The organism is Pseudoalteromonas sp. SWYJZ98 (genome assembly GCF_015864495.1).
GTDB lineage: Bacteria > Pseudomonadota > Gammaproteobacteria > Enterobacterales > Alteromonadaceae > Pseudoalteromonas > Pseudoalteromonas distincta.
On the sequence record NZ_JADYXA010000001.1, the window covers coordinates 164,442 to 180,710 of the forward strand.

The 16,269-nt window shown below is 38.6% G+C and carries 17 protein-coding genes; 9 read left to right on the forward strand and 8 right to left on the reverse strand.

Annotation, left to right across the window (positions count from 1 at the left end):
* Complete coding sequence (locus I6F10_RS00765; protein WP_165743117.1) at window positions 1–1,995, reverse strand: hybrid sensor histidine kinase/response regulator; 1,995 nt, start codon at window positions 1,993–1,995, stop codon at window positions 1–3.
* Window positions 1,996–2,114: 119 nt separating this feature from the next.
* A complete protein-coding gene (locus I6F10_RS00770; RefSeq protein WP_165743116.1) occupies window positions 2,115–2,603 on the reverse strand; it encodes a GNAT family N-acetyltransferase in 489 nt (162 codons plus the stop codon).
* Between the two features lie 81 nt (window positions 2,604–2,684).
* Between I6F10_RS00770 and I6F10_RS00775 the strand changes: the two genes are divergently transcribed.
* The 6 genes from I6F10_RS00775 to I6F10_RS00800 all read left to right on the forward strand — a co-directional run bounded on the left by I6F10_RS00775 (window position 2,685) and on the right by I6F10_RS00800 (window position 8,141).
* Window positions 2,685–3,260: a glutathione peroxidase gene (locus I6F10_RS00775; RefSeq protein ID WP_002958010.1), complete on the forward strand. Its 576-nt coding sequence runs from the start codon at window positions 2,685–2,687 to the stop codon at window positions 3,258–3,260.
* Window positions 3,261–3,346: 86 nt separating this feature from the next.
* Window positions 3,347–3,628, forward strand: a complete 282-nt coding sequence (locus tag I6F10_RS00780; protein ID WP_165743115.1) for a peptidylprolyl isomerase — start codon at window positions 3,347–3,349, stop codon at window positions 3,626–3,628.
* A gap of 64 nt (window positions 3,629–3,692) precedes the next feature.
* A complete protein-coding gene (locus I6F10_RS00785) occupies window positions 3,693–4,271 on the forward strand; it encodes a glutathione S-transferase family protein (RefSeq protein ID WP_165743114.1) in 579 nt (192 codons plus the stop codon).
* Window positions 4,272–4,288: 17 nt separating this feature from the next.
* A complete protein-coding gene (locus I6F10_RS00790; RefSeq protein ID WP_002958007.1) occupies window positions 4,289–4,639 on the forward strand; it encodes a DUF2750 domain-containing protein in 351 nt (116 codons plus the stop codon).
* Between the two features lie 99 nt (window positions 4,640–4,738).
* Entirely contained in the window at window positions 4,739–5,419 is a 681-nt protein-coding gene (locus tag I6F10_RS00795) for a hypothetical protein (RefSeq protein ID WP_024605975.1), read from the forward strand.
* 148 nt (window positions 5,420–5,567) lie between these two features.
* Window positions 5,568–8,141, forward strand: a complete 2,574-nt coding sequence (locus I6F10_RS00800; protein WP_165743113.1) for a M1 family metallopeptidase — start codon at window positions 5,568–5,570, stop codon at window positions 8,139–8,141.
* Window positions 8,142–8,218: 77 nt separating this feature from the next.
* Here the strand turns inward: I6F10_RS00800 and I6F10_RS00805 are convergent, their stop codons facing one another.
* Both I6F10_RS00805 and I6F10_RS00810 read right to left on the reverse strand, forming a co-directional pair.
* Window positions 8,219–8,584: a hypothetical protein gene (locus I6F10_RS00805; protein WP_007376965.1), complete on the reverse strand. Its 366-nt coding sequence runs from the start codon at window positions 8,582–8,584 to the stop codon at window positions 8,219–8,221.
* 75 nt (window positions 8,585–8,659) lie between these two features.
* Complete coding sequence (locus I6F10_RS00810; protein ID WP_165743112.1) at window positions 8,660–9,535, reverse strand: hypothetical protein; 876 nt, start codon at window positions 9,533–9,535, stop codon at window positions 8,660–8,662.
* A 157-nt stretch (window positions 9,536–9,692) separates the two neighbouring features.
* Here I6F10_RS00810 and I6F10_RS00815 point away from each other — a divergent pair, with 157 nt between their 5' ends.
* The 3 genes from I6F10_RS00815 to yjjG all read left to right on the forward strand — a co-directional run bounded on the left by I6F10_RS00815 (window position 9,693) and on the right by yjjG (window position 11,889).
* Window positions 9,693–10,592: a phosphoribulokinase gene (locus I6F10_RS00815; RefSeq protein ID WP_002958002.1), complete on the forward strand. Its 900-nt coding sequence runs from the start codon at window positions 9,693–9,695 to the stop codon at window positions 10,590–10,592.
* A gap of 63 nt (window positions 10,593–10,655) precedes the next feature.
* Window positions 10,656–11,201, forward strand: a complete 546-nt coding sequence (gene yjjX, locus I6F10_RS00820; RefSeq protein ID WP_096040826.1) for an inosine/xanthosine triphosphatase — start codon at window positions 10,656–10,658, stop codon at window positions 11,199–11,201.
* 13 nt (window positions 11,202–11,214) lie between these two features.
* Window positions 11,215–11,889 carry a pyrimidine 5'-nucleotidase gene (gene yjjG, locus I6F10_RS00825; protein ID WP_165743111.1) on the forward strand — a complete coding sequence of 225 codons (675 nt, stop codon included), beginning with the start codon at window positions 11,215–11,217 and terminating at the stop codon, window positions 11,887–11,889.
* Between the two features lie 81 nt (window positions 11,890–11,970).
* Here the strand turns inward: yjjG and lpxC are convergent, their stop codons facing one another.
* From lpxC to I6F10_RS00845, 4 genes are all read right to left on the reverse strand, one after another.
* Window positions 11,971–12,882: a UDP-3-O-acyl-N-acetylglucosamine deacetylase gene (lpxC, locus tag I6F10_RS00830; protein ID WP_165743110.1), complete on the reverse strand. Its 912-nt coding sequence runs from the start codon at window positions 12,880–12,882 to the stop codon at window positions 11,971–11,973.
* Between the two features lie 106 nt (window positions 12,883–12,988).
* On the reverse strand, window positions 12,989–14,233 hold the full coding sequence (gene ftsZ, locus I6F10_RS00835) for a cell division protein FtsZ (protein WP_002957998.1): 1,245 nt from the start codon (window positions 14,231–14,233) through the stop codon (window positions 12,989–12,991).
* A gap of 21 nt (window positions 14,234–14,254) precedes the next feature.
* Window positions 14,255–15,487 (reverse strand): cell division protein FtsA, encoded by a 1,233-nt coding sequence (ftsA, locus tag I6F10_RS00840; protein WP_007582937.1) that lies wholly within the window; start codon window positions 15,485–15,487, stop codon window positions 14,255–14,257.
* Complete coding sequence (locus I6F10_RS00845; RefSeq protein WP_002957996.1) at window positions 15,484–16,269, reverse strand: cell division protein FtsQ/DivIB; 786 nt, start codon at window positions 16,267–16,269, stop codon at window positions 15,484–15,486. Before I6F10_RS00845 ends, ftsA begins: the two co-directional genes overlap by 4 nt.

Here is a 16,269-nt window from a genome sequence, read left to right on the forward strand (position 1 = left end):
TTAATTAGTGTGTTGTATTAACTGTTCTTCAGCTAAATGCTCGTCTAAGTTTATTTCTAATGGCACTTGTATAGATATAGTTGCACCACCATTTTCGTTGTTACGTGCAGTGATTTCACCTTGGTGTAAAGATACAAACTCTCTACACAATGCAAGGCCTAACCCTGTGCCACCAGCACCACTATTTGTTTTACTGCTTTGCACAAACTTAGTAAAAATATGCTCCAACTCATCTTCTGGTATACCGACCCCATTATCGGTAACTTCTATAGTAGCAAGCTTATTATCTGACTCTAAATTTACCCGTATTTTACTTTTAGGTTCGCTAAATTTAAGTGCGTTACCTAGTACGTTTCGAAGTAACTGGTTTATTTGATCTTCATCACATTGTGCAATTACAGGTAATGGCTGTGCGGTAAATATAATCTCAATTTCTTTTTCCATTGCAGTACCAGACACATCATCAATACTTGTTTTAATAATATTAGCTAAATTATAGGGACGAGGGTTAAATGGAAACTTACTTACATCTAGCTTAGATAGGTCGAGTAAATTATTTAGTAACGACAGTAAACGCTCACCACTACTCTCTATTCGCGATAAATACTTAATGAGTTTTTCTTTTGCAAAATCTCCAGCTTCTAATTTAGTTAAACCAAAACGCGAAAAGCTTAAAATAGAGTGCATAGGTGTTCGAAGTTCATGCGACATGTTTGCTAAAAATTCTGATTTACTTAAGTTTGCAGCCTCAGCCACATTTTTAGCATGCTCGAGTTGTGAAGTACGTGCTCTTACTTGCTCTTCAAGAACATCTTTTGCTTCAAGTAATAAATCCTCTTTTTGCTTAAGATGGGTTACATTTTTAAATATGACCGCAAGTGCTATTTCGCCATGGTGATCTATCTCATTAAAAGAGCCAACTAAGGGTATATAACCTCCTGCTGTTTTAGATAAACGTAAATCGCAGCTAAATTGTCGATTACTATTTAATGTCGAAATCTTATCTTTAATACCTAAAATTGAATCATCATCTAAAAAATCAAATACTGATTTACCTTCGAGTTCATTAAACGGTAAGTTAAATAGTCTCAAGCAAGCATCATTAGCTTCTATCACTCTACCGCACTTTTCAAATAACATAATTGCATCGGGCGTATGTTTATAAATAACCTGAAGTAGGCTGTCTTTTTCAATTAGGGCATCAACCGTATCTTGTAGCCTTTCTACAAGCTCTGCGTTATGACGTTTTAATAACTCTGTTTGCCATAATTTATGTATTGATTGTAATAGTGAGCTATCGTTTAAAGGTTTAATAAGTACATCTTCTACGCCTTGACGAATTGCGTCGATCATTGAAACTTGATCGGGACGTGAGGTAAATAATAAGCAACGGCAATGTGGTTGGGTTACTTTTAAATTTGAAAAAATTCCTAAACCTGTTCCGTCATCTAAAATAAAATCGCTTATCAGTATATCTATTTGCTTTTCTTTACTAATTTCTAAAGCTTCTGCGGAGGTTGTCGCAGTATGAGTCTCGATATGAGCACCGATTAAGCTATTTTTCATTTTTTCGAGACGTTCAGGAACATGATCGACAAGTAAAATAGTAGGTAATTGCAAAATATGGTTAGAGCCTAATTCTAATAGGCTCTCTAAAAGAGAAGTAATTTCTTTATTAGAAAAAAATGGGTAGACCACGGTTGCGTCAGGCGCAATATGATTTAGCTCGCTAAACGCAGTTAGTTGTTCACCGCTTTGTGCTTTTGGCGCAAGCAGCATAAAGCGCTCTTGCGCTACTTCGCTTACAAGCGGTTTTATAGAATCAACAGGCACACCATGGGCAACAACAACTAAGTCGTAATCGCCTATATTGGTATACATGTCTAGCATGCTGAAATGAATTAATTCGACCTCACACCCTATTAATTCTAAAAGCACTTTCACACGCATCGCGATGACACTACTACTATCAATAATTAATATTTTTCGAATCATCAAGCCACACTTTAAATTAATAAACTTAATATCCCAACAGCGTAGTCTATTTTTATTTAATTGGCATAAACCCTTCGTCTTATTTTGTAAAAAAATATTACAACATTATGAAAAATAATTTATTTCAGATGTTTTCCAAAAATAGTAAGGCTATACGCCTTATCATCCATTATGGCAACGCTTGGTAACTCGCCCCATATTTCAAAATCAAAATACTTAAATAATTTAACACTGGGTAAATTATGACTAAAAATAAAACCAAGCAATACTTTAATATTTAATTGCTTAGCTTGTGTTTGAGCAAATATCATTAGCTTTTTACCAAGCCCTTTACCTTGTGCTTTACGGGTAATGTAAATGCTCATCTCTACTGTGCCATCGTAAGCAGGACGCCCATAAAACGATTTATAACTTACCCAAGCAAGTACTTGGTTATTTTCGCAGTAAACATAAATAGGTCTTTTATCGTTATGGCTATTAAACCAGTCACGCTTTTCGTCAACGCTCACTTCTTGCGTATCTGCAGTTACCATTCGCCCTGCAATGGTTTCGTTATAAATGGCTACAATTTCACTAAGATCATCAATAGTTGCTAAACGGGTTGTCATAGGTCATTCAAAGGTTGATCAATTTGTTTCATATTAGCGTATGATTATCCAATCAAACAATTGAAAAGTTTAGGTAATGTAATGCTAAAAAAAATTATAATAGGATTAATGGCTTTATTTATTAATGCCCCACTCCACGCTGAAACATCATCAACTATAAACCAAACCTCTACCCAAGACTGTCAAGATTTTACCAATGTCGATATTCGAAAGCTGCGCTCAAAAGAATCTATTAATTTATGCCAATTTAAAAATAAGCCTTTATTAATAGTAAACACGGCAAGCAACTGTGGTTTTACACCCCAATTTAAAGGCCTTGAAGCGCTATATCAACGATACAAAGAACAAGGCTTAGTCGTATTAGGGTTCCCTTCTGATGATTTTTTTCAAGAAGAGGATAGTGAAAAAGAAACTGCAAAAGTATGCTTTGTAAATTATGGTGTAACCTTCCCTATGTTTGCTACAAGCGAAGTGCGTGGTAGTAAAGCGAACCCAATTTTTAAATATTTGAATGAGCAAACTAGCTCTCCAAATTGGAACTTTTATAAGTATTTAGTGTCTGCTGATCGTGAGACGGTTTTGCGGTTTAACAGCAAAGCAGCACCTGATTCAGAACAAATGATTGCTGCAATTGAAACTGTGCTTTCTGATAAATAAGTTTATACTGGTACAATTAGTTGAAACTAACTAGAATGATATTTTAATTCGGTTAAAAAAACACCACACTATACTCGGGAGATTTTATGACAGTAGCAAGCGCACGACATATACTTGTAGACAGTGAAGCACAATGCTTAGACTTAAAAACAAAAATTGAGCAAGGCGAAGACTTTGCTGAATTAGCCAAAGCGCATTCAAACTGCCCATCAGGTCAAGATGGCGGTGCTCTTGGTGAGTTTGGTCCTGGTATGATGGTTCCAGAGTTTGATAAAGTTGTGTTTTCAGCTCCAATTAACCAAATACAAGGCCCTGTGCAAACTCAATTTGGTTATCATTTACTTGAAGTTACTAGCCGTTCAGAATAAATTTAACTGTATCGTAAGTAACGTTTTATAAAAGCCGCTTATGCGGCTTTTTTATGGAGTAATTATGCAATTAATTGGTTCTGTACCTTCACCTTACGTGCGCCGAATTAGAATTTGGGCACAACAAAACAACTGTAAACTAGAGCTTGTGAGTCTTGATATATTTTCTGAGCAAGATCGCCCTACTATGGCCAGTAAAAATCCAGCTCGAAAGATTCCCATTCTGGTAGATGGCGACTTAACACTTAGTGACTCTAATTCTATATTGCGCTATTTACTTGAAAAAACAGGACAACCAAAACTAACGTGGCCGCAAGAGCACTTACTTACGACTATAAATGCCTGTAACGATTCGCTAATAGAAATGCTGCTATGTGAACGCTCTGGATTTGACACCAAAAGCGATAAACTCTTTTTTAATTTGCAAAACGAACGAATTGAACAAACATTAAGCTTTTTAAATACCCATTTAAGCGATGAAGAATTTAAAAGCTGTGAATACCTCAACATCAGTTTATACTGCCTGCTTGATTGGATTTGCTTTCGTGAATTAACTGACTTTAGTCAGTATTCAGAGCTTGTTGCTTTTCATAAGCAATATGGCAAGCGTCAAGCAGCAATAGATACTAATCCTCGTCACTAATTTAAAAAGGTAAACACATGAGCGATATCGAAATTGAATCACAACTAGTTAACTTTGTAGAAAAAGTACGTGTTAGCGAAGTAATTTGGGCACTTGGTGCAGAAGATAATGGCTTTGTAGTGTGCGATTCTAACCAATTTGACGAAACTGACGTACTACTGCTTTGGGAAAGTGAAGAAGCAGCTAAAGCGCAATGTAAAGAAGAGTGGAAAGACTACAGCCCTGTAGAAATAAATCTTGATGAATTTTTAGATGCATGGGTTGAAGATTTAAATGAAGATAACGCACTTGTTGGCATTAACTGGAATGATGACCAAGTATGTACAGAGATTGAACCTACTGGTTTAGCTCGCGCATTAAGTGAGTAATACTTTATACGCTTTATATTAAGAGCGGATAAAACCCGACTAGCATCTACTGCTAGTTGGGTATAAAATAAAACACATCATTATTTTCAAGGTATTACGTTGAAAACCCATCTTGGTCGCCGGCCCTTTTCAGCCATGGAACTGCACACTCTTTATAATGGATATATATACGGTGATTTTAAAGTTGCACGTGAGCAACCAAAACACTGGCATTTTTGGCTTCCTCTAATTGCATATTACAGTGGTGCATATAGCGATGAAATTGGCTATCTAACGCTTGATGATCTGTCTCTTGAAAAAGATGTCTTATGTTTTAATTTTCATACTCACGGTAAGATAAAACCTCGCTTAGTTCCAGTGCATCAGGCACTTATAGATGCCGGGTTTAATGAATACTTAGCATTCATGAAATCACAAAATCAACAACGATTAATGTTCGACTTACCCGCTAAAACTGGCAGATACAGTGAAAAAGTCCGTATTTGGTTTTCAGGTGAAGGTGAGCGAGCCGGCTATTTACAAAAGTGTGATATACCAAACGTTGATCAACTCGGTATGAAAACAGCAATAAGCAGCCTTCGTCTTAACTTTGAGCAACAAGTGCGTATCCATGCTCTGCAAGCCAACTCTAAAGACGCCTTTAATTACCTCATGGGATTTAACGAATACCCACACAATGAATTTAAGGACGTGCTTTTATTAAATAACGTGATCCAAAAAATACGTATAATTAACTCACACCTGCATTGGCAGCGTTTTATAACACGCGAAAGCCACTGACAAACTTTGTTACTATTTCCCCTTAAAGTCACCGTTATAATCAATTACTCTATTAAAAAAAACTGTTAGGATATCTAACCCCCTAATAATATGAGCATAAAAAAGCCTATTTAGGGTAGTTTCTAACAACAACAATCTAGGGATCACTATGTTTCTTAAAAGCCTCTTAACAGTGAGCGTTGCTTTGGCAATGGGTGCTGCAAACGCTAACGAATTCGTTATTGAAAAACTCGCAAAACCAAGTTCTCAACAGGTATCGTTAACACTCGATCCGAGCCAAGATACATTCACAGGGATAACTGAGATTTCCCTAGAAGTACTAAAACCAACAAAATACATTGAATTAAATGGCGTAGCTTACGCTGTTAAAATGGCGCAACTGCTTGGCGACGAAAACTGTGACTTAAACAACGAAATGCTTAAAACAGGTAAAGTTAAATTTAGCTGTGATGAGCAAATCCAACCAGGTAAATACACCCTTAAAGTTGATTTTTCAGCGCCATATAATCGTCAAAGCGTTGGTTTATACAAAACGTTAGACCAAGGCACACCTTATTTATTTACTCAATTTGAAATGAGTGATGCACGCCGTGCATTTCCTGTTTTTGATGAGCCAAGTTACAAAATTCCATTTCAGTTAACGATTACTGCACCTACATCACAAAAAGTATATTCAAATACGCCAGAACTAAAAACAACGGTTGATGGCGATATGACCACACACTTTTTTGATAAAACGCCGCCAATTCCTTCATACTTAGTCGCGATGGCTGTTGGCCCATTTGAAGAATTAGATATTAAAGGCATGCCAATTCCTGGTCGTGTAATTACCCCTCAAGGTAAAATTCACTTAGCCCAATACGCAAAAGAAAACATGCCAAAAGTACTGGGCGCACTTGAAGCGTATTTTGGTATTCCTTACGTTTACAAAAAATTAGACTCAGTAGCGGTACCAGAGTTTCCATTTGGCGCAATGGAAAACTCAGGCTTAGTAACCTACCGAGAAGATATTTTATTAGTTGATTTAGCTGCAGCAACACGCAGTAAAAAACAGCGTAATGTATCAATTATTGCTCATGAACTTGCTCACCAATGGTACGGTAATTTAGTAACCATGAAATGGTGGAACGACTTATGGTTAAACGAAGCGTTTGCTAGCTGGATGGCTGCAAAAATTACTAAGCAGCTTAACCCTGAGTTTGAATCGCACTTAGACCTGCCACAAAACAACGTAATGGCACTTGATGCACGCCTAAGCACCAAGCCTATTCGTAAGCCAATTAAAACCGAAGCCGACATTATGGACGGTTTAGGTCTTGCTTACAGTAAAGGCAGCTCAGTACTTGCTATGGTTGAAAACTGGATTGGCGAAGATGCATTTCAAAAAGGTATTCAAAGTTATTTAAAAGAGTTTTCATATAAAAATGCAGAAGCGGCCGACTTATGGGAAGCACTTGGTAAAGCATCAAATAAAGACGTAGCGAGTGTTTTAAAATCGTTTATTGAGCAATCTTCTTTCCCACTAGTTAAAGTAACTCAACAAGGTAGCAAAGTAACTATTTCACAAAGCCGCTTTGTAAACGCAGGCGTTGATGCGCCAGAGCAGCTATGGAATGTACCTGTTGCAATTAAATATGGTGCTGGCGATAAAGTAAAAACAGCAAACGTATTACTTAATAAACAAAGCCAAACACTAGATTTAGACTTTGAACCAGAGTGGATTTATCCTGACCAAGGTGCATTAGGCTACTACCGCTGGGTAATGGATGATGCACAATTTAGCGCACTTGTTAAAAAGGCGCCAAGCGTACTGAGTGACCGTGAACGCTTAGCGTTACTATCTGCTACTGATGCGCTACTTGATGCTGGTGTTATATCTGCTACTAAGTTAATGCAAACACTTGAAGTGTTCGTAAGCGATAGCCACCCTCGCGTAGCAAATACCGCACTAGGTTACTTAGTGTCGCAACAGCGCACTTTTAAAGACGATAGCAATAAAGACCTATGGCCTGAATTTATTCGCGGTGCAGTAACGCCTGCTGCTAAAAAATATGGTTTAGAAGCAAAAGCGGGTGAAGATGGTGCTATTGCACAACTTCGTGCAGCCGTTGTATCACGCTTAGGTTTTGATGGTGAAGATCAAAACGTCATCAATAAAGCCAAAGAACAAACGCAGGTTTATTTAAATGATCCACAAAAAGTAGACCCATACTTAGCGGGTACGTACTTAACTCTTGCTGCTTTTCATGGTGACAAAGCGCTGCTTGATCAATTCATGACAACGTTTAAAACGACTAAAGATCCGCAAGTACGCACAAACATGCTTGCAGCTATGGGCTTTTTTGGTAAACCTGAGTTACAAAAAGCGGTATTAGCTTATAGCTTAACGGATGAAGTAACGGCATCTGACATGCGTACTATTTTGTCAGGTCAAAGTTACACAGATGAGCGCCAAGCGTTATTTATTGATTGGGTTTACAGTAACTACGATAAAGTAACAGCAAGCTTACCGCCTTTCTTTATTCCTAACTTGCCGTACTTTACAACTGCAAGCTGTGATGCAGAAAGCTTAGCGACAACAAAAACCTTCTTTAACGAAAAAGTAGCTGATGTAGCTGGTTACGCTCGTACATTAAGTAAGCTTGAAGAAAGCACAAACGATTGTATCGCGCTTAAAACACGTGAACTTGAATCGGTTAATAGCTTTTTAAAAAGTAAGTAATTATTAGGTTTATTGAGCTATAAAAATACAAAAGCCGCTGAATATAAATTCAGCGGCTTTTTACTTTTTATATAAAATTAGTTGCCAATAATCATAGTTAGCTTGGCTATAAAATCTTTGGCTGCTTGCTCAGAGTTTATTTTAAACGCAACACCGTAGTGAATAGGTTGAGCGCTTTTAAAAATGCGCGTAGGAAAGCGTGTCATCTCACTGCTATGGAAGTACCCTTGCGCACGTGTTACGCCATCTATATCATTAAAATCATCGCTAAATACTTCAAATGCAGGGCGAATTACTATTTTACCCTTGCCGCTTTCGCTGTGGGTATAAAATGCTTCTTTAGAGTTTACTAACATGTACTCTGCAATATTTTTAATCTTAAAATTACTTCTGCACTGTAATTTAATGAGCTGTTCTGTCAGCTCGTCTGCACTATAAGCCACGTGTAATCCCTATTAGTTAATTTGCGTATTAGATTAACGCATACACACAATAAAATCTGAATTTATTTGTCTGCTTTACTTTGTTATATCACATACAAAAGCGAGTTTTTCATTGTTGTAACTCATTCTTGTTATATTTGTTTCGCAGTAGGTGCTTAAATTAAGCCATTGCGATACTTCATCACTTCCATCAAGTTTACGCTGATAAACGCGGTTTTTAATAGCATAAGCAATGGTCGCATTATCCTTTAAAATAAAATCTTGAACTTGAGCCGGTAACCTTAATAGGTCTTCAACTTGTTTATCTTGTGGATTAAAACTCGCTAAAATGTGTTGCTCGTTTTTAGTGTAACTAAATAAAAATGCAGCCATTGAGTTGTTATAAATAAGCGTTCGGCCAATATTACTGGCAGCTATTTCCCCCTTCGCTTGTGCAACAGAAGTATATTGAAGAGTGTGAGGCTTTCCTAAAATAAACATCACTAAATCATTTTGGACACCCCATGCATGGTATCCAACAGGTTCAATCCAATCAAAAATACGACTTGGCGCATCTTCATTTTTGAGTGGGTAATGCCACAATTTTTGCTTACCGTCAGCTTCTACAACAATCGCTGATATCGCATCACCACTTGGCATAACCGTTGGCGAATATTCGCTTACAGGAGAGTTAGTTATATTGGTAACTTTTTTTGACGTGAAATCATAATAAGCAATATCAGTTTGGCTTTGCCCTTTATTAATTACTTCATGAGTAAAGTATAAACCTGTACTTGTTAAGTGCGGTTGGTTGTTATAACTATTTTTATCGCTCACTATACTAACTTGTACCCCGAAAGGTGTATTTAAATCAGCAAGTAATACTTGGCTTTTTGGCATGCTAGCCTGCACCACTATTGGTCTCAGCGCTGCTATAGAAAATAATCCAAGTAATGGTTTAATAAGTTTCATGCTTTCTCTCGTTTTAATTTTAAGCACCTCATGATAACGTTATTTGCTGATGGCGTCACTTGAGCTAAGTCAGTCAACTCTTAAGATACCCAAACGACTTAAAATAATGTTAAGTTTAGTCTGGTTATAAAACCTGGTCCTAAAAAAGAGAATTAACATGTCAGCTAAAAATCCTATTATTGCGATTACGGGTTCATCTGGTGCGGGTACAACCACCACAACGAATGCAATTAAACATATTTTCCGTAGCCTTAATATTCAAGCGGCTTTTGTCGAAGGAGATAGCTTTCATCGTTACACTCGCCCCGAAATGGATAAAAAAGTTCGAGAAGCACAACAAGAAGGTAAACATATTAGTTACTTTGGCCGAGAGGCCAATGACTTTGGCGCTTTAAAAACGTTGTTTGAAAACTATAGCGAAACAGGTCAAGGAAAGTTACGCCGCTACTTACATACCTTTGATGAAGCCGTTCCGTATAATCAATTACCAGGTACATTTACACCTTGGCAAGATCTTGACCATAATACTGACATTTTGTTTTATGAAGGGTTACACGGTGGTGTAGTTGATCAAGACGTAGACGTTGCAAAGCATGTCGATTTATTAATAGGCATGGTTCCAATTATTAACCTTGAATGGATTCAAAAATTAATACGCGATACATCCGAACGAGGCCATTCTCGCGAAGCGGTTATGGGCTCTATTGTGCGCAGTATGGATGACTATATAAATCATATTACCCCGCAGTTTTCTCGTACCCATATTAATTTTCAACGCGTGCCGACCGTTGATACATCAAACCCATTTAGCGCCAAAGATATTCCATCTCTTGATGAAAGCTTTGTAGTTATTCGCTTTAGGGGGATTGATGATGTTGATTTTCCTTATTATTTACGGATGATCGAAGGCAGTTTTATGTCTCGTATTAATACGCTTGTAGTACCAGGGGGCAAAATGGGCTTAGCTATGGAGCTGGTTCTTACTCCACTTATTAAAGATATTATTTTGAAAAAGCGTGCACTGGAAAACTTAGCACCTTTGGATATACCTATTTAACTCCTCTTCTAAGATTGAGCTCTCTCACGTACACTGCTGATTTTAGTAACAATAAGGGACATTGTGTTGTACTCATTAAAAATTATTGTGGGTTCTAAAAACCCTGTAAAAATTAACGCGGCTAAACATATTTTTGCAATGTATTTCCCTGAACATGAAATTGATTGCCAAGGTGTTGATGCCCTATCCAATGTGCCAGATCAACCTATTGGCGAAGAAGAAACACGTGTTGGCGCACAAAACCGTGTTAATTATTGCAAAGAGCATTACCAAGCTCACTACTACGTGGCAATGGAAGGCGGTGCAGAGCAATTTAGCTATGGTGCAGCAACCTTTGCTTACGTAGTTATTGATAATGCCTTAAATCAGGTTGTAGGGCGCAGCAGCAACCTCCCCTTGCCTCAAGTGCTTTATAACGCATTACTTAACGGCGAAGAGCTTGGCGATGTAATGGACAAAGCATTTAATACCACCAACGTTAAACAAAAAGGGGGCGCTATTGGGTTACTTACAAACAATCACGCCACGCGCGAAAGCACCTATACACAAGCACTCACTTTAGCTATGGCGCCCTTTCTACACGTAGATCTCTACAGCCAAACAAATTAATTTAGGAAGTTTAATGAAATACAACTATGTATTGTTTGATGCAGACGAAACCTTATTTAGGTTTGATATTTTAGCGGGCATGACTCGCATGTTTAAAGCTTACAACGTAGATTTTAGCCAAGACGACTATATTCATTATCAAAAAACCAATAAGCAGCTGTGGGTTGATTATCAAAATGGCACTATTAGCGCAGATTACTTACAAGTAACACGCTTTAATGAATGGGCTTCAAAACTCAATGTGCCCGCAAAAGAGCTAAACGATGCTTTTTTAGATGCTATGGCGCAAATTTGCGAGCCATTACCTGGTGCTATTGAGCTTTTAAATAAACTTAAGCCAAATGCTCAATTAGGTATTATTACTAACGGATTTGCCCGCTTACAAACCGTACGCCTTGAGCATACTGGCTTAAAAGATATGTTTGAATGGTTAGTAATATCTGAACTTGTGGGTATAGCAAAACCAAATAAAGCGATTTTTGAGCACACATTTGAGCTAATGGGTAACCCAGATAAAAGCGAGATACTTATGGTGGGTGATACTGCTGCAAGTGACATACTTGGCGGCAACAATGCAGGTATTGATACTTGCTGGTTACAACACCCTGGTGAGCAATTAGCCGATGGAATAAAACCAACCTATACAGTAACTCATTTAAATCAGTTACAAGCTCTTTTAGAGTTATAATAGAGTAAATTTTACGCAAAAAAAATGACGCTAATTAGCGTCATTTTTTATAACTGTTTGTGAGCTGTTCTTTTACTGCTTTTAGGCTGGAGCTAACTCAAGACCGGGTGCAGGCATCGTCACAGGCGTTTCAAATGTTGCCCACTCCCATGCTGACTCTGTAGCCATAATTTTACGTAGTAATTTATTATTTAAATCATGACCCGATTTAAATGCAGTTACTTTACCCAAAAGATTATGACCTGTCATAAACATGTCACCAACACAGTCTAATATCTTGTGCTTAACAAACTCATCGCTATAACGTAAGCCATTAGGATTTAAAACTTTGAATTCATCAAGTACCACAGCACTATCCATGCTACCACCTAGCGCTAGGTTGTTTGTATGCATGTATTCAATATCTTTCATAAATCCAAAAGTACGCGCACGGCTAATTTCTTCAATAAAGCTTTGCGTTGTTATATCCAACCCAATACGTTGGCGACTTTCATTGATAGCGGGGTGGTTAAATGCAATCTCAAAGTCGATATGAAAACCATCATATGGTTCAACTTCAGCCCACTTACCATCTTCTTCAATGCGTACTTTTTCTTTAATACGGATAAAGCGTTTAGCAACGTTTTGTTCTTCAATTCCGCCTTTTTGTAACAGATATATGAATGGTAATGCACTACCATCCATAATCGGCACTTCTGAGCTGTCCAATTCTACAATTAGATTATCAATGCCCATTGCAGCAACAGCTGCAATAAGATGCTCAGTAGTTGATAAGCGAACACCATCTTTGTTAATTAAACAGGTACACAACTGCGTATCACCAACGGCTTCAGGTGTTGTTTCAAAATCAACAACCGGATCAAGGTCGACACGACGAAATACAATCCCAGTATTTGCGCTCGCAGGTCGGAGAGTTATTGTGACCTTCTCACCTTTATGAAGTCCAATTCCTATGGCTTTGACTACTTGTGCAATCGTACGCTGTTTAATCATAGGTATGCTCACTTTTAAATCAGTTACAGTTAGACGGCGGATTTTAACATAAATCCTTTTGCCTTTCAATACTTGTATATATTTCAAACAAAAGTATTATTAAATATTAATCTGCCTGCTTACGTAAAAAAGCGGGAATATCAAAATAATCACCACCTTCTGATTTATCTGCTTTTTTACTATTTTGCGCTGAAGAACTTGAACTGCTTGAACTCGTTGAAGGCGCTTTTTCTTTACTTTGCGCTTGCTCTTTAGTCGTATTTTCTTCAGTGTTTGTATCTTGGCTTGCAAAGCTTGGTACGTACATACTGCTCGTTTGGTTTGATGTGCTTGCAACATCAGAACCTGATGCTTTTTTAAAGCCGTTATCAACAATACCAAACTGTGGACGACGATCGCCGCCTAAACCAGTTGCAACAACCGTTACACGTAGCTCATCAGTCATTTCTGGGTCGATTACCGCACCAACAACAACCGTTGCGTTTTCTGACGCAAGTGCTTTAACGTGATTACCAACAATTTCAAATTCTTCAATCGCAATGTCCATACCAGCGGTAATATTAACTAAGATACCTTTAGCACCTGTTAAATCAACGTCTTCTAGTAGTGGACTTGAGATAGCGGCTTCTGCAGCTTCTTGTGCACGATCAGGACCTGACGCAGACGCCGTTCCCATCATTGCAGTACCCATTGCAGACATTACTGTTCTAACATCGGCGAAATCCACGTTAATTAAACCAGAACGTGTAATTAGCTCTGCTATACCTTGTACCGCACCAAATAATACGTCATTAGCTTTAGCGAAGGCATCTAGAAGTGTAGTCCCTTTCCCTAAAACTTTAAGCAATTTATTGTTAGGAATTGTAATAAGTGAATCTACAATTTCTGACAATTCATTAATGCCTTGTTCAGCGGCTGCTGCACGTTTTTTACCTTCAAAATCAAAAGGACGTGTTACAACTGCAACGGTTAAAATACCGAGTTCTTTAGCAATTTTAGCAACTACCGGTGCAGCACCAGTACCTGTACCACCGCCCATACCGGCTGCAATAAATACCATATCGGCGCCTTCAAGGCTGGCACGAATTGTATCTGCATCTTCTTCAGCCGACTTACGGCCTACTTCAGGGTTTGCGCCCGCACCCAACCCAGAGGTTATTTGTGTGCCTAGTTGAACTGTAATATCGGCAGCAGAGTTACGTAATGCTTGCGCATCCGTATTAGCGGCTATAAAACGCACGCCTTCTATTTGTTGTTTTACCATGTGCTCAACAGCGTTACCGCCACCACCGCCCACGCCGATTACTTTTATTACAGCTTCTTCGCTGTGTTGTTCCATTATATCAAACATGTTTACTCTCCGACTTGAGTCTTAAAACTCGCCTTGGAACCATTTAGTAATGCGGTTCCACCAATTATTGTTATCCTCTGCTTTCGACTTTTGTGCATTCATCGATTGCATGGTACGCCCGTATTGTAACAAACCAACAGCGGTTGCGTACGAAGGATCATCTACATAGTCTGTCAAACCAACCATCCCGATTGGTTTGCCTATTCTTACTGGCATTTGGAAGATGTCTTCTGCCACTTCCATAGCACCAGTCATTTTAGCAGTTCCGCCTGTTATAACGAGACCTGCCGCAATTTGGTCTTCTAAGCCTGAACGACGAATTTCTTCCATCGCAAGCTCAAATAATTCTCTAAAACGAGGCTCTACCACCTCAGATAATGTATGGCGCGACATTAACCTTGCTGGTCGTCCGCCTACACTTGGTACTTCAATCGTGTCTTCGCTACTTGCCATTTGGCTACTAGCACATGCGTATTGTACTTTGAGTGACTCGGCATGTGATATAGGTGTGCGAAATATTTTTGCAATATCACCAGTAACTTGGTTACCCGCTACAGGTATAACCGCAGAGTGACGAAGTGCGCCATTAATATAAATGGTGATATCCATAGTACCGCCACCAATATCAAGTACTGCAACACCTAGCTCTTTTTCGTCATCTGTTAGTACAGAATAGCAAGACGCAAGTGCAGTAAAGATAAGTTGATCGACTTCAAGACCACAGCGTTCTACACATTTTTCGATATTTTTTGCCATATCGTTTGAGCACGTAATGATATGTGCACGCGCTTCCATACGAACGCCGCTCATGCCTAGTGGGTTTTTAATGCCCTCTTGCATATCGATGCTGTATTCTTGTGGCAATGCATGTAGCATTTTACGCTCTGCTGAAATAGGCACAGAACGCGCAATATGTATTACGTTTTCAATATCTTCGTCAGTGACTTCGGTGTTATTGATTGCCACCACACCACTTTCGTTTTGGCACTGTATATGTTTGCCAGAAATACCCAAATACACAGAGCTTATACGACAATCAGCCATTAACTCGGCCTCGTCTATTGCTCGTCGAATAGACTCAGACACTAAGTTTAAATCGTTAACGCCGCCTTTATCCATACCATGAGATACTTGGCTGCCCACACCAACAATGCTGAGCTTGTTATCTGCGGTGATTTCACCTACCGTGGCAACCACTTTCGAGGTGCCAACGTCTAATCCTATTACTAGGTTTCTTTCTGCTGACTTAGTCATGCCTTACTCTTATTTTGTAATTGTTCTTCTTGCATTGGCTTAAAGCTTACTGCAAGGCCGGTATCATACCGTAAATCGATTGTATCTACTTGTGCATCTGCACGTTGTTCCATTCGTGGATAAACGTCTATAAAACGTTGTACACGCTTGGCTTTATCTTTACGCCCTAAATTTAAGCGAATCCCGTTATCTAGCCAAAGTTGCCACGAAAAACGCTCCGATAATGCCAAACTTGTTAATGTTAAACCATTAACTCTGAGCATTTCATCAAATTGCTTAAAAGCAACCCACGCCTCTTCTTCGCTACCTTCTGGGCCATATAACTGCGGTAAGTTATCATCTAACTTATCGCTGCTGGCTTGAAATGCTTGGCCACTTTGGTTGAGCAACAAGTCGCTATTCCAGTGGGCAACTACTTCATGTTCAACTACATACACCTGTATAGTATCAGGCCATTGTTTACGTACCGAAGCGGTAGCAACCCAAGGCAAGTCTTGAACTAGCTGCTGCACGTGCTTAACATCAAGTTCAAAAAAACTACTTAAATCGGCTTTTTTAATTGCTTTTATAATTGCCGTTTCATCTGTGTATTTGGGATGCCCTTGCACTGTAAGGTGCTTAATTTGAGCATCTTTATTTTCAACTAACCAATCAGATACACCGGTGGTTATTTGTACTAAGCCTATAACTACAACCAGAAAAAAACTCACTCCAAAAATCAGCGACCAATTAAAGTTAAGTTGCTGTTTTAGTTGTTGAGCTTTTTCTAAAAGGGGATGCAT